General features: G+C 75.7%; 19 protein-coding genes and 4 pseudogenes. 9 read left to right on the top strand and 14 right to left on the bottom strand.

Features of this window, described 5'->3' with window-relative positions:
* Window positions 1-4: 4 nt before the first annotated feature.
* The 5 genes and pseudogenes from BJF81_RS18900 to BJF81_RS02445 all read left to right on the top strand — a co-directional run bounded on the left by BJF81_RS18900 (window position 5) and on the right by BJF81_RS02445 (window position 6995).
* A complete protein-coding gene (locus tag BJF81_RS18900) occupies window positions 5-1435 on the top strand; it encodes a UvrD-helicase domain-containing protein (protein ID WP_237769970.1) in 1431 nt (476 codons plus the stop codon).
* Window positions 1354-3402 carry a 3'-5' exonuclease gene (locus BJF81_RS18895; RefSeq protein ID WP_342447049.1) on the top strand — a complete coding sequence of 683 codons (2049 nt, stop codon included), beginning with the start codon at window positions 1354-1356 and terminating at the stop codon, window positions 3400-3402. The genes BJF81_RS18900 and BJF81_RS18895 overlap by 82 nt, the downstream gene beginning before the upstream one ends.
* Window positions 3399-3686, top strand: a pseudogene (locus BJF81_RS21310) (exodeoxyribonuclease V subunit alpha); the annotation flags it as partial. The gene BJF81_RS18895 and the pseudogene BJF81_RS21310, both read left to right, overlap by 4 nt.
* 299 nt (window positions 3687-3985) lie before the next feature.
* Window positions 3986-5212, top strand: a complete 1227-nt coding sequence (recD, locus tag BJF81_RS02450; protein ID WP_237769969.1) for an exodeoxyribonuclease V subunit alpha — start codon at window positions 3986-3988, stop codon at window positions 5210-5212.
* Between the two features lie 10 nt (window positions 5213-5222).
* Window positions 5223-6995 (top strand): bifunctional metallophosphatase/5'-nucleotidase, encoded by a 1773-nt coding sequence (locus BJF81_RS02445; RefSeq protein WP_075957009.1) that lies wholly within the window; start codon window positions 5223-5225, stop codon window positions 6993-6995.
* Between the two features lie 88 nt (window positions 6996-7083).
* Here the strand turns inward: BJF81_RS02445 and BJF81_RS02440 are convergent, their stop codons facing one another.
* Entirely contained in the window at window positions 7084-9582 is a 2499-nt protein-coding gene (locus BJF81_RS02440) for an FtsX-like permease family protein (RefSeq protein WP_075957008.1), read from the bottom strand.
* A pseudogene (locus BJF81_RS02435) lies at window positions 9582-10363 on the bottom strand (ABC transporter ATP-binding protein). The gene BJF81_RS02440 and the pseudogene BJF81_RS02435 overlap by 1 nt, the downstream one beginning before the upstream one ends.
* Before the next feature lie 154 nt (window positions 10364-10517).
* Between BJF81_RS02435 and BJF81_RS02430 the strand changes: the two are divergent.
* On the top strand, window positions 10518-11579 hold the full coding sequence (locus BJF81_RS02430; protein WP_075957007.1) for a hypothetical protein: 1062 nt from the start codon (window positions 10518-10520) through the stop codon (window positions 11577-11579).
* A 186-nt stretch (window positions 11580-11765) separates the two neighbouring features.
* On the opposite strand, the gene BJF81_RS02425 is transcribed toward BJF81_RS02430, so the two are convergent.
* Genes BJF81_RS02425 through BJF81_RS18465 form a run of 4 tightly spaced genes read right to left on the bottom strand, consistent with a single transcriptional unit; the run spans window position 11766 to window position 16320 of the window.
* The gene (locus tag BJF81_RS02425; RefSeq protein ID WP_075957022.1) at window positions 11766-12497 is read right to left on the bottom strand and encodes a response regulator transcription factor; all 732 of its coding nucleotides are present in this window, start codon (window positions 12495-12497) and stop codon (window positions 11766-11768) included.
* On the bottom strand, window positions 12494-13939 hold the full coding sequence (locus BJF81_RS02420) for a sensor histidine kinase (RefSeq protein ID WP_143780627.1): 1446 nt from the start codon (window positions 13937-13939) through the stop codon (window positions 12494-12496). The genes BJF81_RS02425 and BJF81_RS02420 overlap by 4 nt, the downstream gene beginning before the upstream one ends.
* Before the next feature lie 42 nt (window positions 13940-13981).
* On the bottom strand, window positions 13982-14896 hold the full coding sequence (locus BJF81_RS18470) for an MBL fold metallo-hydrolase (protein WP_202817402.1): 915 nt from the start codon (window positions 14894-14896) through the stop codon (window positions 13982-13984).
* Window positions 14824-16320, bottom strand: a complete 1497-nt coding sequence (locus BJF81_RS18465; RefSeq protein ID WP_202817401.1) for an MBL fold metallo-hydrolase — start codon at window positions 16318-16320, stop codon at window positions 14824-14826. The genes BJF81_RS18470 and BJF81_RS18465 overlap by 73 nt, the downstream gene beginning before the upstream one ends.
* Window positions 16321-16346: 26 nt before the next feature.
* Between BJF81_RS18465 and BJF81_RS02410 the strand changes: the two genes are divergently transcribed.
* Window positions 16347-17372 carry a S66 family peptidase gene (locus BJF81_RS02410; protein WP_075957005.1) on the top strand — a complete coding sequence of 342 codons (1026 nt, stop codon included), beginning with the start codon at window positions 16347-16349 and terminating at the stop codon, window positions 17370-17372.
* 61 nt (window positions 17373-17433) lie between these two features.
* Window positions 17434-18452, top strand: a pseudogene (locus tag BJF81_RS02405) (LLM class flavin-dependent oxidoreductase).
* A gap of 12 nt (window positions 18453-18464) precedes the next feature.
* Here BJF81_RS02405 and BJF81_RS02400 read toward each other — a convergent pair.
* The 6 genes from BJF81_RS02400 to BJF81_RS02375 form a co-directional block, all read right to left on the bottom strand.
* Window positions 18465-18794 carry a type II toxin-antitoxin system PemK/MazF family toxin gene (locus tag BJF81_RS02400; protein WP_237769968.1) on the bottom strand — a complete coding sequence of 110 codons (330 nt, stop codon included), beginning with the start codon at window positions 18792-18794 and terminating at the stop codon, window positions 18465-18467.
* The gene (locus tag BJF81_RS02395; protein WP_075957004.1) at window positions 18791-19030 is read right to left on the bottom strand and encodes a hypothetical protein; all 240 of its coding nucleotides are present in this window, start codon (window positions 19028-19030) and stop codon (window positions 18791-18793) included. The genes BJF81_RS02400 and BJF81_RS02395 overlap by 4 nt, the downstream gene beginning before the upstream one ends.
* Window positions 19031-19056: 26 nt before the next feature.
* Entirely contained in the window at window positions 19057-20262 is a 1206-nt protein-coding gene (hutI, locus tag BJF81_RS02390; protein ID WP_075957003.1) for an imidazolonepropionase, read from the bottom strand.
* A 2-nt stretch (window positions 20263-20264) separates the two neighbouring features.
* Window positions 20265-21677 carry a formimidoylglutamate deiminase gene (locus tag BJF81_RS02385; protein WP_075957002.1) on the bottom strand — a complete coding sequence of 471 codons (1413 nt, stop codon included), beginning with the start codon at window positions 21675-21677 and terminating at the stop codon, window positions 20265-20267.
* A complete protein-coding gene (locus BJF81_RS02380) occupies window positions 21674-22975 on the bottom strand; it encodes an allantoate amidohydrolase (RefSeq protein WP_083663931.1) in 1302 nt (433 codons plus the stop codon). The genes BJF81_RS02385 and BJF81_RS02380 overlap by 4 nt, the downstream gene beginning before the upstream one ends.
* A 79-nt stretch (window positions 22976-23054) precedes the next feature.
* Entirely contained in the window at window positions 23055-23786 is a 732-nt protein-coding gene (locus tag BJF81_RS02375) for a GNAT family N-acetyltransferase (RefSeq protein ID WP_075957001.1), read from the bottom strand.
* Between the two features lie 44 nt (window positions 23787-23830).
* On the opposite strand from BJF81_RS02375, the pseudogene BJF81_RS02370 reads away from it, so the two are divergent.
* A pseudogene (locus BJF81_RS02370) lies at window positions 23831-24318 on the top strand (aminoacyl-tRNA deacylase).
* Between the two features lie 98 nt (window positions 24319-24416).
* On the opposite strand, the gene BJF81_RS02365 reads toward BJF81_RS02370, so the two are convergent.
* On the bottom strand, window positions 24417-24887 hold the full coding sequence (locus BJF81_RS02365) for a hypothetical protein (RefSeq protein ID WP_075957000.1): 471 nt from the start codon (window positions 24885-24887) through the stop codon (window positions 24417-24419).
* Window positions 24884-25822 (bottom strand): DMT family transporter, encoded by a 939-nt coding sequence (locus BJF81_RS02360; protein WP_075956999.1) that lies wholly within the window; start codon window positions 25820-25822, stop codon window positions 24884-24886. Before BJF81_RS02360 ends, BJF81_RS02365 begins: the two co-directional genes overlap by 4 nt.
* Between the last annotated feature and the right edge of the window lie 19 nt (window positions 25823-25841).

Raw genomic sequence — 25841 nt, 5'->3', positions numbered from 1 at the left:
GCCGGTGGAGCACTTCGACATCACCGACCCGCTGCCGCAGGGCACCGTGCTGCTGGAGGCCAGCGCCGGGACCGGCAAGACGTGGACGATCGCCGCCCTCGTGGCCCGGTTCGTGGCCGAGGGCGAGGCCGACCTGCGCGACCTGCTCGTGGTCACCTTCAGCCGGGCCGCGAGCCAGGAGCTGCGGGCCCGGGTCCGCGAGCAGCTCGTGCTCGTCGAGCGCTGCCTGCGCGAACGGTCCTGCCCTCCGGGCGACGCCCTCGTCGCCCACCTCCTGGCCGCCGACGAGGAGACCGTGCGGGTCATGCACCGGCGGGTCCGGGCGGCGCTGACCGACTTCGACGCGGCCACGATCGCCACCGTCCACCAGTTCTGCCAGGAGGTGCTGCGCAGCCTGGGCGTGGCCGGCACCACCGACGCCTCGGCCACGCTCGTCGAGGACCTCGACGACCTGCTCGTCGACGTCGTCGACGACATCTACCTGCGCGGGTTCCGCAACGACCGCAAGGTTCTCTTCAACCGGTCCGCGGCCCTCCAGATCGCGCGGACGGCCGTGGACGACATCCACGCCGGTCTGCGGCCGGAGACCGCCGAGCCGCGGTCGGTGCCGGCCCGTCGGGCGGGCTTCGCCCGGGCGGTGCGCACCGAGTTCGACGTGCGCAAGCGCCGCCTGCAGGTCATGCACTACAACGACCTGCTCACCCAGCTGGCGGACGCGCTCGAGGACCCGGACTCCCTGGCCCGGGACCGGATGCGGGCGCGCTGGCAGGTCGTGCTCGTCGACGAGTTCCAGGACACCGACCCGGTGCAGTGGCAGGTGCTCGACCGGGCCTTCACCGGCCACTGCCGGGCGATGGTGCTCATCGGCGACCCGAAGCAGGCGATCTACGGCTTCCGGGGCGGCGACATCGCCACCTACCTCACGGCCGCCGAGGCCGCGGGCGAGCGCCGGACCCTCCCCCGCAACTACCGCTCCGACGCCGGCGTGGTGCGCGCCCTGGGCACGCTGCTCGAGGCGCCCAGCTGGGCGACCCGCAGATCGTCGTCCACCCGATCGAGGCGGCCATCGACGTCAGGCGCCTGGACGGGGCCCCCAGCGACGCCCCGGTGCGGCTGCGGCAGGTGCTGCTGGAGGAGCACCTCGGCGGCAGCGACCGCATCGGCCCGTTCCGCGAGCACGTCTTCCCCGACCTCGCCCGTGACGTGGCCGCTCTGCTCGGGTCGGACGCGACCTTCGACGGGCGCCCCGTGCGGGCCAGCGACGTGGCCGTGCTCGCGCACAAGGGCAGCGACCTCGTCCGGGCCCAGGACGCGTTGCGGGACCTGGGGATCCACGCGGTCAGCGCCGGCGGCATGTCCGTCCTGCAGACCCGGGCCGCCCACGAGTGGCTCACCCTGCTGGAGGCGATGGTCGCCCCGCACCGGTCGGTGCTGACCCGGGCCGCGGCCCTGACCGACCTGCTCGGGCACGACCCGGTCGCCGTCGACGAGGGGGGCGAGGAGCTCGACGACCTGCTCGCCCAGACCTGCCGCGACCTGGCCGCCGTCCACGCCAGGCAGGGGATCGCCGCCGTCCTGGAGCGGCTCGTGGCCGAGGGGCTGACCGCGCGGGTGCTCGCCCGGCCCGGCGGCGAACGGACCCTCACCGACGTCGAGCACGTGGCCGAGCTGCTGCACGAGGCCGGCCGGGAGGGCCAGCTGGGCCTGGTCGCCCTGCTGGAGTGGCTGCGTGCCCAGATGGCCGAGGACGCCCCGACGTCCACCAACGCCCGCACCCGCCGGCTCGACAGCGACGCCGCCGCCGTCCAGCTGCTCACCGTCCACGGCAGCAAGGGCCTGCAGTTCCCCGTCGTCTACCTGCCGGCGCTCGTCGACCGCAACGTGCCGGACACGCCGTCGATCCCGCTGTGCCACGAGGACCCGCCGGAACGGACCCGGTGGATCGACGTGGGCGGGGCGAGCGGGCCGCAGTGGAAGGACTCGGTCGCCCGCCACAAGGCCGAGGAGGCCGGCGAGTCTCTCCGGCTGCTCTACGTCGCCCTCACCCGGGCCCAGTCCCAGGTCGTGACCTGGTGGTCGCCCAGCGGCCGCAACACCAGCCCCTCCCCGCTCCACCGGATTCTCTTCGGCCGGGGTCCCGGCGAGGGGCCGGTGCCGGACACCGTCCCGGTGCCGGCGGAGGACTTCGCCACCGCGCGGCTGCAGGAGTGGGCCGCCCTGGGCGCGTTCGCCCTGGAGCGGGCCGACCACGCCGAGCACGTCCCGGCGGTGGCGACGGACCAGCCGCCCCCGCCCCGCCTGGCGACCTGGACCCGGCGGATCGACACGGACTGGCGGCGCACGTCATACACGGCCCTGTCCACCCCGCGCGACGCCCAGGGGCACGAGCTGACCGGCGGCGTCGGCAGCGAGCCTGAGCTCTCGCCTCGGGAGGACGAGCCGGACACCGTCGACCCCGTCGTGGAGCAGACGCCCTCGCTGCCGGGGCTGGAGGTCGTCCTGCCGGGGCAGGACGTGGCCTCGCCCATGGCCGACCTGCCCGTGGGGGCGACCTTCGGCTCGCTCGTCCACGGGGTGCTCGAGCACGCCGACCCGCAGGCGCCCGACCTGCGCGCCGAGCTGCTCGAGCACGTCCGGGAGCAGCTGGTGCAGTGGCCGGTCGAGCTCGACCCCGAGGAGCTGGCCGACGCCCTGGTCGACGTCTGCGACACGCCCCTCGGCCCGTTGGCGCAGGGCGTGACCCTGCGGCAGATCGGGCGGGCGGACCGGCTGTGCGAGCTCGACTTCGAGCTCCCGCTGGGCGGGGGCGACCTGCGCCGCGACCCGGTGGGGGACGTGGCGGAGGGCCCGACGCGGGGCGCGCGGCCCGGGTCGGCCACCGGTGCACGGCTCGGCGACCTCGTGCCCCTCCTGCGGGCGCACCTGCCGGCCGGCGACCCCGTCCGCGGCTGGGCCGACGTGCTCGACTCCTCCTCCGAGCTGGCCGAGCAGCCGCTGCGTGGCTACCTCACCGGCTCGGTGGACGTCGTGCTGCGCACGGGCGGGCGCTACCTGGTCGTCGACTACAAGACCAACTGGCTGGGCCGTCCTGAGGAGCCGCTGACCGCCGCCGACTACCGGCCGGAGAAGCTCGCCGAGGCGATGGGCCACTCCTCCTACCCGCTGCAGGCGCTGCTCTACGCCGTCGTCGCGCACCGCTTCCTGCGCTGGCGGCTGCCGGGCTACCGGCCCGAGCGGCACCTGGGCGGGGTCCTCTACCTCTACGTCCGGGGCATGTGCGGCCCGGACACCCCGGCCGTGGACGGCCACCCGTGCGGGGTCTTCTCCTGGCGGCCGCCGGTGGCGCTGGTCACCGGGGTGTCCGACCTGCTCGACGGACGCACCACCGAGGGGGCGGCATGACGATCCTCGAGGTGTTCGAGCCGGTCGAGCACGACCGCCGGCTGGCCGTCGACACCCCCGGCGCCCTCGGCGAGCTCAACCGGGCGGGGGTCCTCACCGCCGCCGACGTGCACCTCGCCCGGACCCTGGCCCGGGTCTGCGGCGAGCACGACGAGGAGGCCGTCCTCGCCGCCGCGGTCTCCACTCGGGCCGTGCGGTCCGGGTCGGTCGCGGTCGACCTCGCCGACCTCGCCACCACCGGCGCCGAGACCCTGCCCGGCCTGCCCTGGCCCTCCCCCGACGCCTGGACCGAGGCGGTGGCCGCCAGCGAGCTGGCCCGCTCCGGCGCCCTCGTGGTCGACCAGGGACTGGTCTACCTGCAGCGCTACCACCACCAGGAGGTCCAGGTCGTCGAGGACCTGCGGGCCCGGGCGGCGCTGCCGGCCCCGGCGGTCGACGAGCAGGTGCTCACCGCCGGGCTCACCCGGATCTTCCCCGGCGAGGGGTATGCCGAGCAGCGCGCCGCCGCCGAGGTGGTCGCCCGTTCCCGGACGAGCGTGATCACCGGCGGCCCCGGCACCGGCAAGACCACCACCGTCGCGGGGTGCTCGCCCTGCTGGCCGAGCAGGCCCACGCGGCCGGCGAACGGCCGCTGCGGATCGGGCTGGCCGCACCCACCGGCAAGGCCGCCGCCCGCGTCCGGGTCGCGGTCAACGGGGCGCTGGACGAGATCCTTCGCCGCACCCCCGACGACACCCGGCCGGTCGTCGAGCGGCTCCGGGAGGTCGAGCCGAGCACGCTGCACCGGCTGCTGGGCTGGCGCCCGGACAGCCGCTCCCGCTTCCGGCACCACCGGGGCAACCGGCTCCCCCACGACGTGGTCCTCGTCGACGAGGCCTCGATGGTGTCCCTGACCCACATGGCCCGGCTGCTGGAGGCGCTACGCCCGCAGGCCCGGCTCATCCTCGTCGGGGACGCCGACCAGCTGGTGTCCGTCGACGCCGGCGCCGTCCTGGCCGACCTCGTCGCCGGGGCCGAGGTCGCCGCCGACCCCCCGGTCGCCCTGGCCCGGCTGCGCACGGTGCACCGCTTCGGGGAGACGATCGGCGCCCTGGCCGAGGCGCTGCGGGTCGGGGACGCCGACGCCGTCGTCGCCGCCCTGTCGGCCGGGAGCGACGAGGTGCGCTGGGTTCGCGACGAGGACCCGGTGACCACCCTGCGGCCCCTGCTCACCCAGCAGGCCTACCGGGTGCTCACGGCCGCGCGGGACGGGGACGCCGAGGGCGCGCTCACCGCCCTCGGCGACCACCGGCTGCTCTGCGCGCACCGCACCGGGCCTCACGGCGTGCGCACCTGGAACCAGCTGACCGAGACCTGGCTCACCGAGGAGACCGGGCTGACCTTCTACGACCAGATGTACGTCGGCCGACCCCTGCTCGTCACCGCCAACGACTACGCCACCGGCGTGCTCAACGGCGACACCGGGGTCGTCGTCGCCTCGCGCACCCCCGACGGCACCCCCGTGCGGATGGCGGTCGTCGAGGGCGCCACCGGGTCCACGCGGTTCGCCCCCAGTCGGCTCGGCGACGTGGAGACGATGCACGCGATGACCATCCACAAGGCCCAGGGCAGCCAGGCCAGGGAGGTCACCGTCCTGCTGCCCGAGGCCGACTCGCCGCTGCTGACCCGCGAGCTGTTCTACACCGCCGTGACCCGGGCCGAGGAGACCGTCCGGGTCGTCGCCCCGGAGGAGGTCGTCCGGGCCGCGGTGGACCGGCGGGTCGTCCGGGCGAGCGGCCTGCGGCAGCGGCTGGCAGGATCCCCGACCTGATGGAGGCGACATGGGCACCGACCTGACCCTGATCCACATGGGTGACCTGCACGGTCACCTCGTCCCCCGCCCGCACCTGCGCAGCGACGGCACCGGCGGGACCGAGGGGGGTCTGGCCAGGATGGCCACGCTGGTCAACCGCGTCCGCACCGAGCGGCCGCACTCCCTGCTCGTCAACAGCGGCGACACGATCCAGGGCAGCGCGGAGGCCCTGTTCACCCGGGGGCAGGCGCTCGTGGACGTCGTCGACCGGCTGGGGGTCGACGTGTTCGCGCCGGGCAACTGGGACTACCTGTACGGCAAGGAGCGCTTCCTCGAGCTCTTCGGTCCGGGCACGGGGCTGCCGGGTGCAACCGGGATCGCGGCCGGGCAGCGCTGGGGCGCGCTCGCGTGCAACGTCTACCACGCGGGGACGCAGGACCTGCTGCTGCCGCCGACCGGGGTGGTGGCGGTGGGCGACCTGCGGGTGGGCTTCGTCGGCCTGTCCAGCGAACGGGCCATCAACGCGCTGGGGCCGTGGGTCACGGAGGGGATCGAGTTCACCGGCGACGCCGCCGAGGTGGCCGGCCACGTGGCCGACCTGCGGGAGCAGGGGGTGGACCTGGTGGTGCTGGTCTCCGAGTTCGGGCTAGCCAAGAACATCCTCATCGCCGAGGACGTCCCCGGCATCGACGTGGTCCTCTCCTCCGACATGCACGAGGAGACCCGGCAGGTCGTGCCGACCTCGACCGGTGCACTGGTCTCGGAGGTCGGGCAGGACGGCACCCGGGTCGGCGTGCTCGACCTGACGGTCGGGGACGACGGCGTCACCGCCTGGGACTACGCCCTGCACACCGTCGGCGAGGACCTCGAGCCGGACCCGGCCGTGGAGGAGCTGGTCGACCGGGTGCGTCGGCCGTTCCTGTCCGGCCCGGACTTCCGTCCGCACCGCAACCCGTTCAACGGCGCCGAGCTGAGGCGCCCGATCGACGAGGTCGTCGGCCGCACCGAGATCCCCCTGCACCGCAGCGGGTTCGTCCACGACCCGACGCCGGCGGTGGTCTCCGGGAGCTCGCACGACATGATCGCCGCGGCCATCCGCGAGCAGGCCGGGGCCGACGTGGGCCACCTGCGCGGGTTCCGCTACGGCACGCACGTGGCGCCGGGCCCGGTCCGGCTGGAGGACCTCTACCACTACCTGCCCGTGGGCGCCCAGGTCGGCGTCGGGCGGGTGACCGGCAGCCAGCTCGCGACGCTCCTCGAGAACTCCGCCGCGGGCGCGCTCGACCCCGACCCGTGGGCGTGGAAGGGCGGCTGGCTGCACGCGCTCGCCGGGGTCTCCTACGACCTGGACCCGGGGGCGCAGAAGGGCTCGCGCACGTCGGCGGTGACGGTCCGCCGGGCGGGCACGGACGGCCACCCGGACGGCACCCCGGAGCCGCTCGACCCGGAGGCGACCTACACGGTCGCCGGCTACTTCTACGAGGCCGCCGCCGGGAAGGTCGGCCCGCTCGAGGTGGCGGACGGGGAGGTGCGGGTGCTCCGCGGCGAGGGCGACGACGGCGGCGGGGGCGACGACGGCGGCGGGGGCGACGACGGCGGCGGAGGCATTCTCGACATCACCGAGGTCGTGGCGCGGCACCTGGCAGAGCACCCGGCCACGGCCAGCCCCGACGAGATCCGACCCGTCGGCCCCCTGCCGGGGCCCGTGCACGGCAACCCGGAGATCCAGCCGCTGCTGGGCGCCGACCGCTCTCGGCCGGACCGCTCCGAGGCCGACCTCCCCGACGCCGACCGCACCTGACCGCCCGGCCACCTCCACGAGGTGACCGGGCGGCGGGGCGTCCCCGCGTGTCCCGCGCGGGTCGCCGGGTCGGTGGTCCCGTCCGGAGCTATCCCGTGGCCAGCCCCTCCGCCGGGCTGACCCGGGCCGCCCGCCGGGCCGGCAGCACGCTGGCCAGCACCCCGGCCAGCAGCGCGACGCCGACGATGATCCCGACGCGGCCCCACGGCACGGCCAGCCGGACGCCGACGTCCTCCGGCAGGAGGGTCTGGACCCCGAGCGCGGCGTACCCGAGCCCGAGCCCCAGGCCGACGAGGGCGGCGACCAGCGCCAGCAGGACGCCCTCGACGAGCAGCATCGAGCGCATCTGGGCGCGGGTCAGCCCCAGGCCGCGCAGCAGGGCGTGCTCCCGGTGCCGCTCCAGCACCGACAGCGACAGCGTGTTGGCGATGCCCACGACCGCGATGAGCACGGCCACGCCGAGCAGGCCCGTGGTGACGAGCACGAGCACGTCGAGCACCTGGGTGACGGCGACCCGGTCGGCGGCCGACCCGGACATCTGCAGGCTGCTCCCGTCGGCCACGTCGGACACGGCGCCCATGGTGCCGGCCACGTCCACGTCGTCGGCCAGCCGGAGGAGCACCGTGCCCGGCGCGACCGCGTCCCCGCCCAGCGCCGCGAGGTCCTCGACGTGCACCGCGACGTCGTAGCCCATCGCGAACGGCACCACCTCCAGCTCGGCGCTGCCCCCGGCGCCGGTCACCCGCAGCCGGTCGCCGGGCTCGAGCCCGTGGATCGCGCGCATCCCGTCGGCCATGCCGACGGTGCCGGGCACGAGGGCGGCCAGCTGCTCGTCGCCCCGGACCACGTCCGCGTCACGGGCCGGGTCGATCCCGACCGCGGCGGTCCCGCCCCCCTCCTGCTCCCCGAGCACCAGGTATGCCGTGCCCGCCACCCTCGCGGTCGCCACCCCGTCGACCTCCTCGAGGCGGTCGGCCACGTCCGCCGGCACGGGCAGCGCGTCAAGCCCGTCCGTGCCGTCGGCGGACCCGGCGTACTCGGCACCCGCCGACAGCACGAGGTCCACCGAGTAGGACTCGTCGATCTCGCCCATCGCGGTGCGCTCCCCGGTGGCCGCACCGACCGAGGTCATCGTGATGAGGGTGACGCCGACGACGAGCGCGGCGCTGGTCGCGGCCGCCCGGCCCGGGTTGCGGACGGCGTTGTCGACCGCCAGCCGCCCCGGCACCCCGGCCGGACGGGCGGCGAGCCCGAGCAGGCGCACCGCGGCCGGCACGAGGACCACCGCGGCCACGAGGACGCCGGCGAAGGAGACCGCGCCGCCCAGGACGCCGGTGAGGACGTCCCGCGAGGTGGCGGCGTGCACCATGGCGGCCACGCCCGCGCCCACGAGCAGCACGGAGACCGCGATCCGGCCCCGGCTCACCCGCACCCGTCCGCTGGAGGGCCCGACCGGGCGCAGCGCCGCCAACGGGGAGACGCGGGTCGCCCGGGCCGCCGGCCACAGGCTGGCGAGCACGGTGACCAGCACCCCCACCAGCAGGGGGACGCCCACGACGACAGGGGTCAGGACCAGGCCGTCCGGCAGCGGCAGCCCGAGGTCGACCCGGCGGCCCAGGGCCAGCAGCCCCAGCCCGGCGAGCAGCCCGAGGCCCACCCCCAGGGCGGAGGAGACCAGCCCCAGGACCACGGCCTCGAGGACGACGAGCGAGCGGACCTGCCGCGTCGTGGCGCCCACGGCCCGCAGCAGGGCCAGCTCGGAGGTGCGCTGGGCCAGGGTGATGGTGAACGTGTTGGCGATGACGATGGCGGCCGTCAGCAGCGCCACGGCGCCGAAGCCGAGCAGGACGGCCCCGACGACGTCGGTGCCGCCGGTGAGCTTGGCGACCCGGTCGGCGGCGGCCTCCTCACCGGTCCGCAGCTCGGCCCCGGGCACCGCGGCCGTCAGCGCCTCCCGCGCCGCCGGCTCGTCGGCGCCCTCGACGAGGTCGACCATCACCGACCCGTAGGTCAGCTCCGGCTCGATGTGCCGCAGCGTCGCGTCATCGGCCGCGAACGCCGGCCCGAACGACAGCATCGGGTCGGTGTCGCCGAAGTCCACGGCACCGACGACCTCGACGGTGGTGACGTCGGGGGTCGTCGCGTCCTCCAGCGGCGGGCGGGCCAGCTCCAGAGTCTCCCCGACCGGGACGTCCTCGGCCAGCTCGGGGTTCACCACGACCTCGCCGGTGGCCCCGGGCATGCGCCCCTCCAGGAGGGTCACCCCCGTCACCGGGACCGGCGCGCCGACGGCCCACTCCTGCGGCGTCAGCGCACCGGTGACGACCGTCTCGCCCCGCACGGAGGCGACGTCGTCGAGAGCGGCGGCGGCGTCATACCCCGCGGTGGGGATCCCCTCCCCCTCGACGGTGAGGACGAGGTCGGCGTCGCGCACCCCCGCGGCGACCGCGTCCTCCATGCCGCGCTGGGCGGTGGTGAGCAGAGCCAGGCTCGCGGCGAGGAAGGCGACGCCGAGGACGATCGCCACGGCCGCCGAGAGCAGGCGTCGTCCGCGGGAGGCGAGGCCGGCGGTCCGCCAGGTGCCCATCACGCCTGCCCGAGGTCGCGCACGGCGGCCAGGACCGCGTCGACGGCCGGGTCGACGAGCTCGCCGGCCACCTGTCCGTCCGCGAGCAGCACCACGCGGTCGGCGACGGCGGCGGCGTTGGCGTCGTGGGTGACCATGGCCACGGTCTGGCCCCACTCGTCGACCGAGCGGCGCAGCAGGGCGAGCACCTCGCGCCGGTGGTGGAGTCCAGCGCCCCCGTGGGCTCGTCGGCGAAGATGACCTCGGGCCGGGTGACCAGCGCCCGGGCCAGCGCGACCCGCTGCTGCTGCCCGCCGGACAGCTCCCCGGGCCGGTGGGCCAGGCGGTCCCCGAGCCCCAGACCGTCGACGATCCGCCGTTCCCAGTCGGCGTCCGGGCGACGGCCGGCGAGGTCGAGCGGGAGGCGGATGTTCTGCCGGGCGGTGAGCGTGGGCAGGAGGTTGAACGCCTGGAAGACGAACCCCACCGCGCGCCGCCGCAGCGTGGTCAGCTGCCGGTCCGAGAGCGACGTCAGCTCGGTGTCGCCGAGGAAGACGCGGCCCGAGGTCGGCGTGTCCAGGCCGGCGAGCAGGTGCATGAGCGTGGACTTGCCCGAGCCGCTGGGCCCCATGATCGCGGTGAACCGCCCCGCCTCGATCCCGACGGACACCCCCTCCAGGGCGTGCACCGCGGTCTCGCCGCTGCCGTAGGTCTTCGTCAGGTCGAGGGTGCTGGCGGCCAGCGCCGCGCGGCGGTCCGAGGTCGTCCGGTCCGGGCTCGTCCCGGTCGTGGTGGTCGTCATGGTGGCGACGCTATGGACCCGGGGGTGCGGCGCGCGTCGGTCCGTGGGCCCGTCCTGGGGCGGCCCGGGTCAGACCGGGGTATGACGTGGCGCCGGCCCGACGCGCCCCGCCCGTCCGGGGACCTCGTCCACGGCCGCCCGCTAGCCTGCCCGGATGGAGGACCTGGTGGGGCGCTGGGCCGGGACGACGTTCCAGCAGGAGGCCGCCGCGTGGGCCGACGAGGTGCTCGCGGCCCGGGGCCTGGTGCGGTCCGGTCCGCTCGTGCCGGAGAAGATCCGGTTCTGGTCGGCCGTGCTCGTCGTGCCTCACGCAGGTAGCGCCGGCGACGGGGGCCGCGCCTGGCTCAAGGTCGGCAACCCGGGGCAGGCGTTCGAGGGCCGGCTGCTCCAGGCGCTGGGGCAGGTCGTGCCGGAGCGGGTCGTGGCCCCGTGGGCCGTCGACGAGGAGCGCGGGTGGTGGCTGCTGCCGGACGGCGGCCCCACCCTGGACGGGTCCCGGCCCCAGGACTGGGTCGACCTCGTCGGCGACGTGGCTGACCTGCAGCGGGCGTGCGCACCCCACCACGACCGGCTCGACATGATCCCGGCGCTGCCTGCGGAGGCGGCGGCCGGGTGGGTCGAGGCGACGGTGGACCGGCTCGCCCGGCTGCCTGTCGCGGACCCCCAGCACCTGGACCCGGCCCGCGCCCGGGCACTGGTCGGCCAGGGACCGGACGGCCACGACGGGCTGCGACGCCTCGACGAGCGCATGCAGGTCCTGGCCGGCACGGGCCTGCCGCAGACCCTCCAGCCCAACGACGCCCACCCGCGCAACGCCGTCGGCCCGTCGACGCCCGGCGGCCCGGCCCGGGTGTTCGACCTGGGCGACTCCGTCCGGTCCCACCCGTGGGCCGTGCTGCACACGACCGTCCGGCTGGCCGCCCGGGTGCCCCTGACCGACCCGTGGCCGGACACCCCGCTCACGCGCCGGATCGTGGACGCCTACCTCGAGCGGTGGCCCGAGGTCGACCTCGGGGGGCGGGCTGGGAGCGGCTCGTCGGGCGCGGGCGGCTGGTCGGGCGCCGGCGACCTTCCCGAGGTGCTCGAGGCGGTCGACCGGCTCGGCGCCGTGCACCGGGCGGCCTCGTGGCTGCGGCTGCTGGGCCCCGTCGACCCCGACCGGCTCGCGGTCCCCACGCCGAGGGTCGCGGACTGGCTGGAGCTGGCCCTGCGGTGAAGCCGGCCCGGGTCTCGGCCTGCCGGGTCGGCGCGACTCTCAGCCGGATCGTGACGAGACGCCCGACCGCAACCTGCGGAAACGCCGGAGCCGTCGTCAAGAACCGGCCGACAGTGGGCCGGCCAGCCTCCGGAGACGGTCCGGCCGACGACGGCGACCCACCCCCCATGTCGCCCCGGGCGACCCTCACTCCCGGCCGGCCAGCCCTGTCTCGTAGGCGGTGATGACCATCTGCACCCGGTCGCGCAGGTCCAGCTTGTGCAGGATCCGGCCGATGTGGGTCTTGACGGTCGCCTCGGCCAGGAACAGCTCGGCGGCGATCTCGCCGTTGGTCAGTCCGCGGCCGACGGCCCGCAGCACCTCCCGCTCCCGGTCGGTGAGCGGGGCCAGCCGGGCCTGGGCGGTCCGGCGCTCGGCCGCCCGGGCCCGCTCCACGTCCCCGTCGGGCAGCTGGGGGACGAACCGCTCGAGCATCCGGCGCGTCGTCGACGGCGCCATGGCGGCGTCGCCCTCGTGCACCGCGTGGATCGCCGCCAGCAGCTCGGCCGGCCCGGCGTCCTTGAGCAGGAAGCCCGCGGCCCCGGCCCGCAGCGCCGCGAAGACGTACTCGTCCAGGTCGAAGGTGGTCAGCACCAGCACCTTCGGGGCGTCGACCGCCTCGCGGATCCGGCGGGTGGCCTCGACCCCGTCCATGCGCGGCATGCGGACGTCCATGAGCACCACGTCCGGCCGGGTCGCGGCCACGCCCTCGACCCCGGCCAGCCCGTCGGCCGCCTCCCCCACGACGGTCATGTCCGGCTGGGCGTCCAGCACCATCCGGAAGCCGGCACGGACCAGCTCCTGGTCGTCGACGAGGAACAGCCGGACCGGCCCGCCCCCCGGGCCGGCGGGTCCGGTCCCCACGTGCTGGTCGGTCATCCGCGCCACCAGCCCTGTCCGGTCCGCCCGGGACCGTGGCCGCCGCCGTCGGAGGTCGGCCCCCCGGTCGGGATCGTGGCGACCACCTCCCAGCCCCCGCGCTGGCGTGGCCCGGCGTGGACCGTCCCGCCCAGCACCTCCACCCGCTCGGCCATCCCCCGCAGCCCGTTGCCGTCCGTCCCCTCGTCGTCCGGGACCACCAGTCCCCGGGGGTCCGTGCCGTCGCCGTCGGGCCGCAGGTCACCGCCGTCGTCGGTCACCCGCACGAGCAGCACCGCCGGCGTGCGCAGCAGGTCCACGTCGACCGTGGCCCCGGGCCCGGCGTGCTTCATGACGTTGGTCAGCCCCTCCTGGACCACGCGGTAGGCCGCGAGGTCGGCCTCGCGGGGCAGGTCGTCGACCTCGCCCCGCACCACGAGGTGGACCCGCACGCCGGAGTCCCGCACCCGCTGGACCAGCTCGTCGAGCGAGTCCAGGCCCTGGGTCGGTTCGAGCTCGAGCGCCGTCCCGTCCTCGCGCAGCACGCCGACGAGCCGGCGGGTGTCGGACAGCGACTCCCGGGCCGTGCCGGCCAGCGTCTCGAGGGTCTGGGCGGCTCTTTCGAGCGCCGCCCGGTCGGGCCCGATCGCCGGTGGCGCGGCGAGCGCCTGGCGCGCGGCGTAGAGCGCCCCGTCGGCCTGCACCACCACCACGGCCAGCGAGTGCGCGACGACGTCGTGCATCTCGCGGGCGATCGAGGCCCGCTCCGACTGGGCGGCCAGGCGGGCCCGCTGCTCCCGGTCCCGGGCCAGCGCCGCCCGCTGCCGCTCCAGCCGGGCGATGACCGCCTGCCGGCGCCGCACGACGTCGCCCAGGACCCAGGCCACGGCGACCACCATCCCGATGAGCGTCGCCTGGAAGCCGATGGTCACGAGGGACCGCGCCCCCGCGGCCGGGTTGTACTCGACCGCCCAGTCCAGCGCCGCGACCAGCGCACCGGCCAGGCCCAGGCCCAGCACGAGCAGCGACTCCCGCCGCGTCCCGTAGGCCGACGCCGCGTAGACCGCGACGAGCACCGCGACGTTGGCCGGGTGGGGCCCGTCGACGAGGACCACCTGCAGCAGGCACGCGGCCGCGACCCCCAGGGCCGAGGCCAGCGGGTGGGTGCGCCGCCACAGCAGGGGCAGCACCATGAGCAGGCCCAGCACGACCCACCCGAACCCCGCGACGGCGCTGGACACGAGCACCCACATGACCAGACCCCCGACGACGAGCAGGTCGGGCCACCAGGTCCGGACCCGCAGCCGGCCGCCGACGTCCCGCAGCTCCTGCCAGGCTCCCGCGCCGCCTCCGTCGTCTCCCTCACCCCAGCAGGGTAGGTCCGGACCGGGGGCGGGCACGTCATACCGCGGGCCCGGTCCGCCCGGGGCCGGGTGCGACCGGGGTATGAGGCGCGCCCGCACCTTCGTGCCGCGCCTCCCGACCTGCCGTCCTCGCCCTCGGCCTCAGCCGTCGACGACGTCCGGGGGCAGGTCGTCGGGGTCGGCGGCGCCGGGGATGAGGCTGACCACCTCGCCGTAGCGGGGGACGACGGCGTTCCAGTCCAGCTCCTCGGCGATCCGGCGGGCGAAGTGGTGGGCGACGTCCTTCTCGCCGTGCGTGACGAAGACCGTCTCGGGCTCCTCCCCCAGGGCACGCAGCCAGTCGAGCAGGTCCGAGGCGTCCCCGTGCACGGAGAACTCCTCGTCCCGCACGACCTCGGCCCGGATGCGGATGTAGTGCCCGTTGATCTTCACCGAGCGGGCACCCTCCTCGATGCTGCGCCCCCGGGTCCCGGCCGCCTGGTAGCCGGTGAGGATCACCGTGTTGCGCGCGTCCGGCAGCAGCCGGACCAGGTGGTGCAGCACCCGGCCGCCCTCGACCATCCCGCTGGAGGCGACGATGATCATCGGGTCGAATCGCTTGTTCAGCGCCCTCGACTCCTGGGAGGTGGCGGCCTCGATCAGCTCGGGCATCCCGGTGAAGTCGTCGACGTCGACGTCCTCGCGCAGCTCGCCGAGGGACTCGTCGCGGTAGACGTCGAGGGCCTTCAGCGCCATCGGCGAGTCGACGACCACCGGCACCTCGGGGATCCGACCGGACCGCATGAGGTCGACGAGCACCTTGAGCACCAGCTGCGTGCGGTCGACGGCGAAGGCCGGGATGACGACGAGCCCGCCCCGGGCCAGGGTGCGCCCGATGGCCTCGGCCATCGGCTGGTGCTCGACGTCGGGCTCCGGGTGCTCCCGGTCGCCGTACGTGGACTCGCACACGACGTAGTCGGCGGCGGGCGGGGTGCCGCGTGCCTTCAGGAGGGGGTGGTCGTGCCGGCCGAGGTCGCCGGAGAAGACCACGCTCGTGCCCTCGACCTCGAGGCGCACGCTGGCCGACCCCAGGATGTGTCCGGCCCGCACCCATCGCGCGACGAGTCCCTCGCCGAGGTCGACGTCCTCGTCGAACTCGACCGGCGGAACAGCGGCAGCGTCTCCTCGACGTCGTGCACGTCGTAGAGCGGCTTGGGGTCCTCGTGCTTGGACCAGCCGCCGCGCCGGGCGTCCTCGGCGGCCTCCTCCTGCAGCTTGCCCGCGTCCCGCAGGACGATCTCCGCCAGGCGCCGGGTGCCCTCGGTCGCCCAGACCGTGCCGCCGAAACCCTGCCGCACGAGGGCGGGCAGGTAGCCGACGTGGTCGTTGTGCGCGTGGGTCAGCACGACGTCGCTGACGGTGGCGGGGTCGACCGGGAACTCCTCCCAGTTGCGCAGCCGCCACTGCTTCTCCCCCTGGAAGACACCGGCGTCGACGAGCACCCTCCGCCCGGGGTCGCCCGCGGCGCCGCGGCCGATCGTCAGGAGGTACTTGGAGCCGGTCACCGTCCCGGCCGCCCCCAGGAAGGTCAGGGTCACACGTCGTTGTGCCATGCCCCGACCATCCCACAGGTGGCTCAGCCGGTGGGGCCGCCCTCGTCGTTCGAGGCGCATGCCCGGCAGCCGCAGGTCGGCCCCCTGCTCCATCTGCTTGGCCAGCGACAGCATCATCAGGCCGCCGAGCAGGTCGATGACGCCGATCCCGAGGATGAACCAGGTCAGCAGGCCGCCATCGCCGGAGGTCATCCGGAAGACACCGAGCACGGTGAGGATGGCGCCGATGCCCAGGTAGAGGTAGCCCCGCCGCCGCAGCGTCCGCGGGTTCTGCCGGGGGTCGGGTCGGGCCGGGGCGTCCTCGCCGTCCGTGGTGCCGTCGGCGTCGGACACCGCGGCCGGGTCCGCGGCCGACCCCGCACCGGCGGCGACGGTCGCGCCCGCGGGAGCGACGTCATACCCCGTGTCGTCGGGGTCGGCCCCGCCGGAGCCCCCCTCCGCCGCGATCCGGCGGGCCTCGGTGTGCCCCGCCTCGTCGTCGAAGAGGCCGTCGAAGGTGCGCCCGCGCTGCGGGTCGTAGGCCTCGTAGCCGGTCTCCTCGCCGACGATGCGGACCGCGTGGCGGGCCCGGTCGTGCAGGTCGTCGCGGCCGGTGTCGCCGCCGTAGGGGAAGGCGACCGAGGCCGACCGGTCGTAGAGCTCGACCTGCAGGCCGCTCTCGAGCCCGGTGAGCTCCCCGTAGACGTCGCCGCCGACCTCCTCGGCCACCCACGTCTCGACCGGCTCGGTGAGCTGCTCGCGCAGCCGGGCCTCGATCCGGCGGAAGGTCGCCACGCCCGCGTCCAGGTCGGCCTGGGTGCCCTCGGGCCCGTCCTGCTGGTCGGCCTCGACCACCTGCTCCCAGGTCTGGCCGGGCTGCCGGGGGTAGAGGAGGATGTCGTAGCTCATGCCCCCATCCTCTCAAGGAGGACGTCGTGACCCGATATCCCGCCCCGCTGCGCCCCGGGGACGTCGTCGGCGTGACCGCGCCGAGCAGCGGCGTGGGCCCCGCGCTGCGACCGCGCCTGGAGGTGGCCCTCGGCTCCCTGCGGGACGAGGGGTATGCCGTGCGCCTGGGCAGGTGCCTGGACGCCACCGGGGTGGTCTCCGCCCCGGCGGCGGACCGGGCGGCCGAGCTCGAGGCGATGCTCTGCGACCCGGAGGTGCGGGCCGTCGTGCCGCCGTGGGGCGGCGAGCTGGCGGTCGACCTGCTGCACCTCGTCGACTGGGACCGCGTCGCGGCGGCGGAGCCGACCTGGGTCGTCGGCTACTCGGACATCTCCACCGTCATCACGCCGCTGACCTTGCTGACGGGATGGGCCAGCGTGCACGGGGCCAACCTCATGGACACGCCGTTCCGGCAGCCCGACGGGCTGGTCACCTGGCAGCGCCTGTGCGCGTCCGCCCCAGGGGCAGAGGTCGAGCAGCGGTCGCCGGGCCGGTTCCAGGACGCCGTCCTCGTGGACTTCGCCGAGCACCCCGGTGCGGTCGAGCTGCCCCTGGACGCGCAGGGGACCTGGGAGCGGCTGGACTCCGACGAGCCGGTGCGGCTGACCGGTCGGCTCCTCGGCGGCTGTGTCGAGACGCTGACCAACCTCACGGGCACGCGCTACCTCGACGTCGGGTCCTGGGCGGACCGCCACGCCCCCGAGGGCGTGCTGGTCTACCTCGAGGCGGCCGGGGAGGACGCGCTGACGATCGGTCGGCACCTGCACGGCCTGCGGCTGGCGGGGTTCTTCGACCGGGCGGTCGGGGTGCTCGTGGGGCGGACGTCGGCACCCGACGCCGACGGCTACACCCAGCGGGAGGCCGTCCTCGACGCCCTCGGACCGCTCGGGCTGCCCCTGGTCGGCGGCGTCGAGTGCGGGCACGTGGCGCCGCGGATGCCCATGGTCAACGGGGCGCTCGCGACCGCGGAGTGGTCGCCCGGCCGGGGCGTGCTGACCCAGCGGTTCGTATGAGGACGGCCGTCACAGGAAGGGCTGCCGGAATGCCAGTCCACCCCCGACGTTGACCACCGGTATGAAGCGCATCGGCTTTCTCTCCTTCGGCCACTGGACCCCGCACCCGCAGTCGGCGACGCAGTCGGCCTCCGACGTGCTGCTGCAGTCGATCGACCTGGCGGTCGCGGCCGAGGAGGTGGGGGCCGACGGGGCGTACTTCCGGGTGCACCACTTCGCCCGTCAGCTGGCCTCGCCGTTCCCGCTGCTGGCCGCCGTGGGGGCCCGGACCGGACGGATCGAGATCGGCACCGGCGTGATCGACATGCGCTACGAGAACCCGCTCTACATGGCCGAGGACGCCGGCGCCGCCGACCTCATCGCCGGGGGCCGGCTGCAGCTGGGCATCAGCCGCGGGTCGCCCGAGCAGGTCGTCGAGGCTACCGCCAGTTCGACCACCACCCGCGCGAGGGGGAGACCGACGCGGACATGGCGCGACGGCATACCGCCCGGTTCCTCGAGGTGCTCTCCGGGGAGGGCTTCGCCGAGCCCAGCCCGCGCCCGATGTTCCCCAACCCGCCGGGCCTGCTGCGCATCGAGCCGCACTCGGAGGGGCTGCGGGAGCGGGTCTGGTGGGGCGCCGGGACCCGGGCGACCGCCGAGTGGGCCGCGGCGCAGGGGATGCACCTGATGAGCTCGACCCTGCTGACCGAGGACGGCGGCGTGCCCTTCCACGAGCTGCAGGCCGACCAGATCCGGCGGTTCCGCGACGCGTGGCAGGCGGCCGGGCACGACCGGGAGCCGCGGGTCTCGGTGTCCCGCAGCATCTTCCCGCTGGTGTCGGAGGAGGACCACGCCTACTTCGGTCTGGAGCGGCGCAGCACCGACCAGGTCGGGATGCTCGAGGGCGGCCGGGCGACGTTCGGGCGGACCTACGCCGCCGAGCCCGACGAGCTGGTGCGCCAGCTGGAGCAGGACACCGCGATCGCCGAGGCGGACACGCTGCTGCTCACCCTGCCCAACCAGCTGGGCGTGGACTACTGCGCCCACGTGCTGCGGACGGTCGTCGAGGAGGTCGCGCCGGCGCTGGGCTGGCGGTGAGGTGGTGCTGGCTCAGCACCCTGTCGCCGTGGCGAGCGCCTGACACACCTCGCGCATCCGGAGGTTCCCGAGCCGCCCCAGCCGGCTGGTGAGGACGCGGACGTCGACGTCGACCACGGCGTCGAGCTGCACCACGCTCGGTCTGACGACAGGGTCACCCTCTGCCGGATCGAGAACCACCTCGCTGGGCAGGCCTCGGCGCACCGTGCTGCAGGCGGCCACCATGGCCCGACGACGGCCCCGCACAGCCGCATCCCGACTGAGCACGACGACCGGCCGGCTCCCCTGGTCATCCAGATCGGCCCACCACAGCTCGCCCCGTCCAGGCAGGTCGGTGATCACGTGCGGGACGCCGCGTCCAGGAACGTCTCCAGGTCGCCCCACTCGTCCGTCGTCGGGACGGGCGTCCTGGCAAACGCCGCCTCGTAGGCGGCGTCCACCTCCGCCTCCCGGTGAGACCGGAGAAGCGACTCGAGCGCAGCCTCCACGACGGAGGCGTCCGTGGAACCGGGCGCCAGCGCCCGGGCCCGCGCAAGCAGGTCCTGGTCGACGGTCGTGCTGATCCTCACACGGGCCATGCCACGATTGTGCCACAGAGGTGGCACTACACCTCCAGCGCCCGCACCACCGGCACCCCGACGCGGTAGGGGATGTGCAGCCAGCTGGGTGCGTCGACGAGCGCCAGGTCGGCCCGCTGCCCCACGGCGATCCGACCGATGTCGGTGCGCCGCAACGCCTTCGCGGCCGTGACGGTGGCGGCGCGCAGCGCCTCGGCGGGCGTCATCCCCATCTCCCGGACGGCCAGCGCGATCATCAACGGCATCGAGGAGGAGTAGCAGGTGCCCGGGTTGCAGTCGGTGGCGATGGCGACCTGCACCCCGGCGTCGAGCAGCCGACGGGCGTCGGGGTAGGGCTGCCGGGTCGAGAACTCCACGCCCGGCAGCAGGGTCGCGACGGTGCCGCTGCCGGCGAGGGCCTCGACGTCCTCGTCGGTCAGGTAGGTGCAGTGGTCCACGCTCGCGGCGCCCAGCTCGACGGCCAGCTGCACCCCGGGGCCGTGGCCGAGCTGGTTGCCGTGCACGCGCAGCTCCAGCCCCGCGTCGCGCCCGGCCTCCAGCACCCGGCGCGACTCCTCCCCGTCGAAGGCGTGCGGGCTGGCGGGCTCGCAGAAGACGTCGATCCACCGGGCGTGGGGCGCGCAGGCGGTGAGCATCTCCCCGACGACCAGGTCCAGGTATGCCGCGCGATCGGCGGCCGACCCCCTCGCCTCGGGCGGGACGACGTGGGCGCCCAGGAAGGTCACCTCCTGGGTGACCTCCCGGGCCAGCCGGAGGGCCTTGACCTCGTCCTTGACCGTCAGCCCGTAGCCGCTCTTGACCTCGACCGTCGTCGTGCCCTGCGAGCGCATCTCCGAGACCCGCTGCTGCAGGAGCTCGCGCAGGCGGGGGCGGTCGGCGGCCCGGGTGGCCTCGACGGTGACCGCGATGCCGCCCCCGTCGTAGGGCGTCCCGGACATGCGGGCGGCGAACTCGGCGGACCGGTCGCCGTCGAAGACGAGGTGGCTGTGGCTGTCGACGAAGCCGGGCACGACGGCGCGGCCCTCGAGGCTGATCGACCAGTCGGCCGCCGGTGCCTGATCGGCCGGCCCGACCCACTCGACCGTGGGCGCGCTGTCCTCGCCGCCGCCGCTGAGGACGACGGCGGCGTCGCGGATGACGCCGAGCCCGGCGTGCAGCGGGTCGTCGACGGCGCCGTCGACCGTCCCGTCGTTGGTGACGAGCTCGCCGATGCCGGTGATGAGCATGGACACGATCAGACGTCCTTCCAGAGGGGGTCGATGGCCTCGGTGAGCAGGTGCCCGACGTCGCCGAGCCGGTGCCGCCCGTCCTGGACGACGACCCGGCCGTCGACGACGACCGTGTCCACGTCCGCCGCGGTCGCGGCGAGCAGGATCTGGGCGGGGTCGGAGCCGGCGGTGCGCACGGTGTCGTCGCGGACCGCGACGAGGTCGGCGCGGGCGCCCACCTCGATCCGGCCGGCGTCGGCCCAGCCGATGCTCTCGTGCGCGGTCGCCGCCGCGAGCAGCTGACCCGGCGTGAGCCGGCCCCGCTCGAGGCTGTCCAGCCGCTCGTGCATCTCCAGGGCCCGCGCCTCCTCGAGCAGGTCGACGACGGCGTGCTGGTCGGAGCCCAGCGACAGCCTGGCCCCGGAGCGGCGCAGCGCCCAGGCCGGCCCGATGCCGTCGGCGAGGTCGCGCTCGGTCGTGGGGCAGAAGCAGGCCCAGGCGCGGTGCTCCCCGAGCAGGCCGATGTCCTCGCCGGTCAGGTGGGTGGCGTGCACGGCGGTCAGGTCGGGGCCGAGCACGCCCTCCGCGGCCAGCAGCCCGGTCGGCGTCAGGCCGTGCGCGTCGAGACAGGCCTGGTTCTCGGCCGGCTGCTCGGACAGGTGGATGTGCAGAGGTCGTCCCCTGCCCGGCCCCGCGTGGGCCTCCGTGTCCCCGCCACCTCCCCGGTGGGCGAACGGCCGGCCGCCGAAGTTCGTCCGCACCGCCTCCGCGACGAGCGACAGCTGGTCCCTGGGCACGGCCCGGACGGAGTGGATCGCACCGCCGACCCGCAGGTGGGCGGGCCCGCCATCGGTGGCGTCCCGCAGGTCGGCCACCCGCAGCGCCCACGTCTGCGCGTCGCCGTCGCCGAACCGCAGCTGGGTGCCCTCCAGCGGTGCGTACCCCTCGCCCGAGAGCCCCCCGGCCAGGTAGCACGCGTCGAGCAGGGTCAGCCGGATGCCGGCGTCGGCGGCGGCCTGGACGAGGCCGTGGCCCATGGCGTTGGGGTCCATCGAGCGCCGCCCGCCCGTCCCGTGGTGCAGGTAGTGGAACTCACCCACGGCGCTGACCCCGGCGAGCGCCATCTCGGCGTAGACGGCCCGGGCCAGGGCCAGGTAACCGTCCGGGTCGAGGCGGTCGGCCACGGCATACATCCGCTGCCGCCACGTCCAGAAGGTGCCGCCGCGGTCGTGGGTGCGCCCCCGCAGCGCCCGGTGGAAGGCGTGGCTGTGCGCGTTCGCCAGCCCGGGCAGCACGACGCCGGGCAGCCGGTGGTCGCCGGGCTCGGGGGGCGTGCCGGTGGTGACGGCGGTGAACCGGCCGTCCTCGACCGTCACGCGCACGTCGTGGGCGGGGCCGTCGGGCAGGGAGGCGTATGCCGCCGCGTAGGTCGTGCTCATGCGTCGCCGTCCGCGCGCCGCGCGACCCCGGGGGCAGGCTCCCCGTCCGGGCCGCCACGGGTCAGGTCCCGGACGCAGGCGGTGAGCGCCTCGACCCCGGCGTGGCAGTCCTCACGCTCGGCGTGCTCGGCCGGGCTGTGCGAGACGCCCGTGGGGTTGCGGACGAAGAGCATGGCGCTGGGCACCCCGGCCGTCGCGAGGATGCCGGCGTCGTGGCCGGCCCCGGTGCCCAGGACGGGGACCGAGACCGGGACGTCCGTGCCGACTGCTCCGCGGAGCACCCCCCGGAGCCGGTCGGCGAGGTCGGTGTCGAACCGGGTCGTGGGCGTCCAGCTCTCCCGCGTCACCTCGGCCCCCAGCTCGCCCGCGCGGCCGGTCAGCTCCTCGACGAGGGCCCGGACCTGGTCCTCCTCCGGGCCGCGCGCGTCCAGCCAGCCGGTGACGTGCGAGGGGATGGCGTTGACCCCGCCCGGGGTGACGGCCACCTTGCCGACCGTGGCCACGCAGCCGCGCTGGGTGGCGACGTGGCGCGCCCCCAGGACGAGGTCGGCATACCCGAGCATGGCGTCACGGCGGTCCTCGAGGCGGGTGGTGCCGGCGTGGTTGGCCTCGCCGGGGAAGTCGAAGCGCCAGCGCCCGTGCGGCCAGATGTCGCTGGCGACGGCGACCGGCGCGCCGAGGTCGACGAGCGCGCGCCCCTGCTCGACGTGCAGCTCGACGAACGTGCCGACCCGCCGCAGGGTCTGCTCGTCCGGCCCGAGCTCGTCCGGGTCGCGGCCCGCGGCGCGGAGGGCCTCGGCGTAGGTGGTGCCGTCGGCGTCGGTGAGTCCGAGGGCCCGCTCGGGGGACAGCTGGCCGGTCAGGACGCGGGAGCCGGCGCAGGCGATGCCGAAGCGGGCGCCCTCCTCGTCGACGAAGTTGACGACCGCCAGGGGGACGTCGGGCATCACGCCCGCCGCGCGCAGGGCGTCGACGGTCGCCAGGGCCGAGACCACGCCGAGGGGCCCGTCGAAGGCCCCGCCGTCGGGCACCGAGTCCAGGTGGGAGCCGATCGCGACCCCGGGGCGTCCGGCGGCCACCGCGTCGTCGACGGTGCCGGGGCCGTCCCACCACCAGGCCCACTGGTTGCCGACGCGGTCGACGGTGAGGTCCAGGCCGCGGCGAGCGCACTCGGCGGCGAACCACTCGCGCAGGGTCAGGTCCTCGGCGGACCAGGCGAAGCGCCGGTAGCCGCCCGACGGCGCCCGCCCCACCGGCTCGAGCTCGGCCCACATGGCGTCGAAGGTCGTGGTGGTCACAGGGTCGACTGTAGGAGGCCCGTCACCTCCCGCGGCAGGGGGACGCGGGGTATGCCGTCTCGCATCCGGGACGGTCCGCTCACCCCGGCTCGACGGGACGACCCGGGCCGTCCGACCCCGGGGGCTCGACGAGACCGGCGCGCACCTCGGTGAGGGTCCGGCGCTGGCGTCCGGCCGCGTCGTGGTTGGCGTCGTCCAGCCAGGCCTCCATGGCCGCCCGGACCCGCGGCCATCCGCGGTCGGTGATCGCGAACCAGGTGGTGTCCCGGTTGCGCCCCTTGACCACCATCGCCTGGCGCCACGTGCCCTCCTCCTCGAAGCCCAGCCGGAGGGCCGCCCGGCGGGAGGGCGCGTTGAGGCTGTCGCACTTCCACTCGTAGCGGCGGTAGCCGAGGTCCTCGAAGGCGTGCCGGGCGAGCAGGAGCTGGACCTCGGTGGCCCCACGGGTCCGCTGCAGAACGGGGAGGTACATCACCGCACCCACCTCGATGCTCCCGACCTGCGGCTGCACCCGCAGGTAGCTGGCCCGGCCGAGAAAACGGCCCGAGGCGGGGTCGACCACGGCGTAGGCCACGCCGTCGTCCTGGGAGACCAGCCGGAGCGCCTCCGAGCGGTCCGCCGGGGGTTCCATGCTCAGGTAGGTCCACAGCCGTGGGTGGGCGCCCAGGTCCAGCAGCCCGTCGACGTGGTGCTCGGTCAGGGGCTCCAGCCGCACGTGCCGGCCACGCAGGACCTCGCCCCGGGGCCTTCGCGCCCCCGACCAGTCGACCTCGTCCCCGACCGGTTGTCCCCATCCGTCCACCGTCGTCACCCGTCCCACGATAGAGGGCCGGGCCCAGGACCTACCCTGCTGGCATGAGCGAGCAGCGGGCCCTGGAGGCGGTGGCCGCGAGCGGGCTGGCGCACGAGGTCACCCGGCACGGCCGGGTCGGCAGCCTGGAGGAGGCCGCGGCGCTGCGCGGCGTGCGGCCGCAGGACATCGTCAAGACGATGGTGGTCCGACGGGGCGAGGACGACCACCTGCTCGTCCTGGTGCCCGGCGACCGGCAGATCTCCTGGCCCAAGCTGCGGGCCCTGCTGGGGGTCAGCCGGCTCTCGATGCCGGACGCGAGGGGGCCAGGGCCGCGACCGGCTACGAGCGGGGCACCATCACCCCGTTCGGCTCCACGACCGCCTGGCCGGTCGTGGCGGACGCCACCCTGGCCGGGGAACCGGACCGCGTCGTGTCGATGGGCGCCGGGGCCCACGGCGTGGCGGTGTCGGTGAAGGCCGAGGCCGCCCTGATCCACCTGAGGGCGCAGGTCGCCGACGTCACCGAGCCGGTCGGCCGGACCCCCGGCTGACCGCTGGGCCCCGCGGACGTCGACCGGCCTCGCGCCCGAGCGACGACTTCAGGCCCCTGGAGGGGCCACGACCGGTCACGCCAGGTGGTGCGCCGGCCTCAACGCGAGGGGGTCCCGCAGGATCCCGCGGTGAGCACCCGCTGGGCGAGGCCGACGACGACGGCCGCGACGGCATACCCCGAGGCGGTGCCGACGGCCCCCTGGGCGAGCTGGGAGACCCCGAAGAGCGGCAGGCAGAACCCGGCGATCCCGCACATCCCGCCGAACGCCGCGCCGAACGACTGGCCGGGCCCGGGCAGGTAGGTCGCCAGCGCCAGCCCTGCTCCCACGCTCACGACGAGCACGACCCCCCAGGCGGCCGTCGGGGCCGCGACGAGCGTGAGCCAGCCGAAGAGGACCGCGGCGATCCCGACCGCCCAGGGGAGTCGGTGGCCGGCCCAGGTGTTGCGCAGCAGGTCGAGCGTCGTGGTCGGCGACGCGACGACGGGGACGGCCGGGGCCTGCGTCAGCGTCCGGATGCGCGCCAGGGCGGCGTCGTCCTGCGGGCTCGGGCGGGTGGGGGTGGTCATGCCTGGGGTCCTTCCGTCGGTGCGGACGATGATACCCCAGGGGGTATGCCGTGGCGAGGGGCCCCGACCGGACGAGCCCGCCGTCCGCCGCGCGAGGCCAGCACGACCCCGCTGATGACCAGCGCCCCCCCGATCAGCTGGACGGCGGTGGGCGGCTGACCCAGGAGCGCGGCGATGGCGACGGTGAACACGGCGACGAGGTTCATCGAGGTGCCCGCGACGCCGGCGGGGACGCGGCCGATCGCCAGGTTCCAGCACAGGTAGGAGCCGACCGAGGGGAAGACGACGATGAACAGGACAGCTCCCCACGCGGCCCGGTCCGGGGGCGCCGAGAACCCGGTGAGCAGCACGACCGGGGTCAGCACGATCGTCGTCAGCACGACCTGGACGGCGGTGGCAGCCAGCACCGGCAGGCCCAGCCGACGGCCGATGAGCGTGTAGGCCGTCCACACCGCCACCGCCCCGAGCATGAGCACGTCGCCGCTGTTGAAGGACAGCGTGGCCAGGCGTCCGAGGTCGCCGCGGGTGAGCACGAGGAGGACGCCGAGCAGCCCGAGCGCCACCCCGGTCCACGCCCGCCAGTCGGCGGTGGCCTGGCCCAGGAGGACGGCGGCCACGACGATCGCTGCCGGGGCGAGCGCGTTGACGATGGAGGCGTTGATCGCGCTCGTCCGCTCGAGCGCGGCGTAGAGCAGCAGCGCGTAGCCGCCGACCCCCAGCAGGCCGGCCAGCAGCAGGATGCGCCACCGGGACAGCAGCCGGCGCCAGTCGGGCCGGTCCACGACCTGGGCGAGGACCAGCAGCGGCACCGACGCGAGGGCCCACCGCCACCAGGTCAGCGAGACCGGGTCCAGGGTCTCGACCGCCCGTTCGGCCACGAGGTAGTTGCCCGCCCAGAACAACGTCGCGAGGACGAGGAGCAGGACGGCGGGCACGCGGTCAGGGTATGCCGCG

Origin of the sequence: Ornithinimicrobium sp. CNJ-824, assembly GCF_001942405.1 — a bacterium.
In the GTDB taxonomy this organism is placed as follows: Bacteria; Actinomycetota; Actinomycetes; order Actinomycetales; family Dermatophilaceae; genus Ornithinicoccus; species Ornithinicoccus kibberensis.
This window is presented reverse-complemented; position numbering and strand designations above follow the sequence as displayed.

What these genes read in the sequence shown, in the direction of transcription:
- BJF81_RS18895 (WP_342447049.1), top strand. Translation starts at nt 1,354, where the DNA reads ATGTCCGTCCTGCAGACCCGGGCCGCCCACGAGTGGCTCACCCTGCTG.
- BJF81_RS02445 (WP_075957009.1), top strand. Translation starts at nt 5,223, where the DNA reads ATGGGCACCGACCTGACCCTGATCCACATGGGTGACCTGCACGGTCAC.
- BJF81_RS02440 (WP_075957008.1), bottom strand. Translation starts at nt 9,582, where the DNA reads ATGGGCACCTGGCGGACCGCCGGCCTCGCCTCCCGCGGACGACGCCTG.
- BJF81_RS02430 (WP_075957007.1), top strand. Translation starts at nt 10,518, where the DNA reads ATGGAGGACCTGGTGGGGCGCTGGGCCGGGACGACGTTCCAGCAGGAG.
- BJF81_RS02425 (WP_075957022.1), bottom strand. Translation starts at nt 12,497, where the DNA reads ATGACCGACCAGCACGTGGGGACCGGACCCGCCGGCCCGGGGGGCGGG.
- BJF81_RS18465 (WP_202817401.1), bottom strand. Translation starts at nt 16,320, where the DNA reads ATGAGCTACGACATCCTCCTCTACCCCCGGCAGCCCGGCCAGACCTGG.
- BJF81_RS02395 (WP_075957004.1), bottom strand. Translation starts at nt 19,030, where the DNA reads ATGGCCCGTGTGAGGATCAGCACGACCGTCGACCAGGACCTGCTTGCG.
- BJF81_RS02385 (WP_075957002.1), bottom strand. Translation starts at nt 21,677, where the DNA reads ATGAGCACGACCTACGCGGCGGCATACGCCTCCCTGCCCGACGGCCCC.
- BJF81_RS02365 (WP_075957000.1), bottom strand. Translation starts at nt 24,887, where the DNA reads ATGACCACCCCCACCCGCCCGAGCCCGCAGGACGACGCCGCCCTGGCG.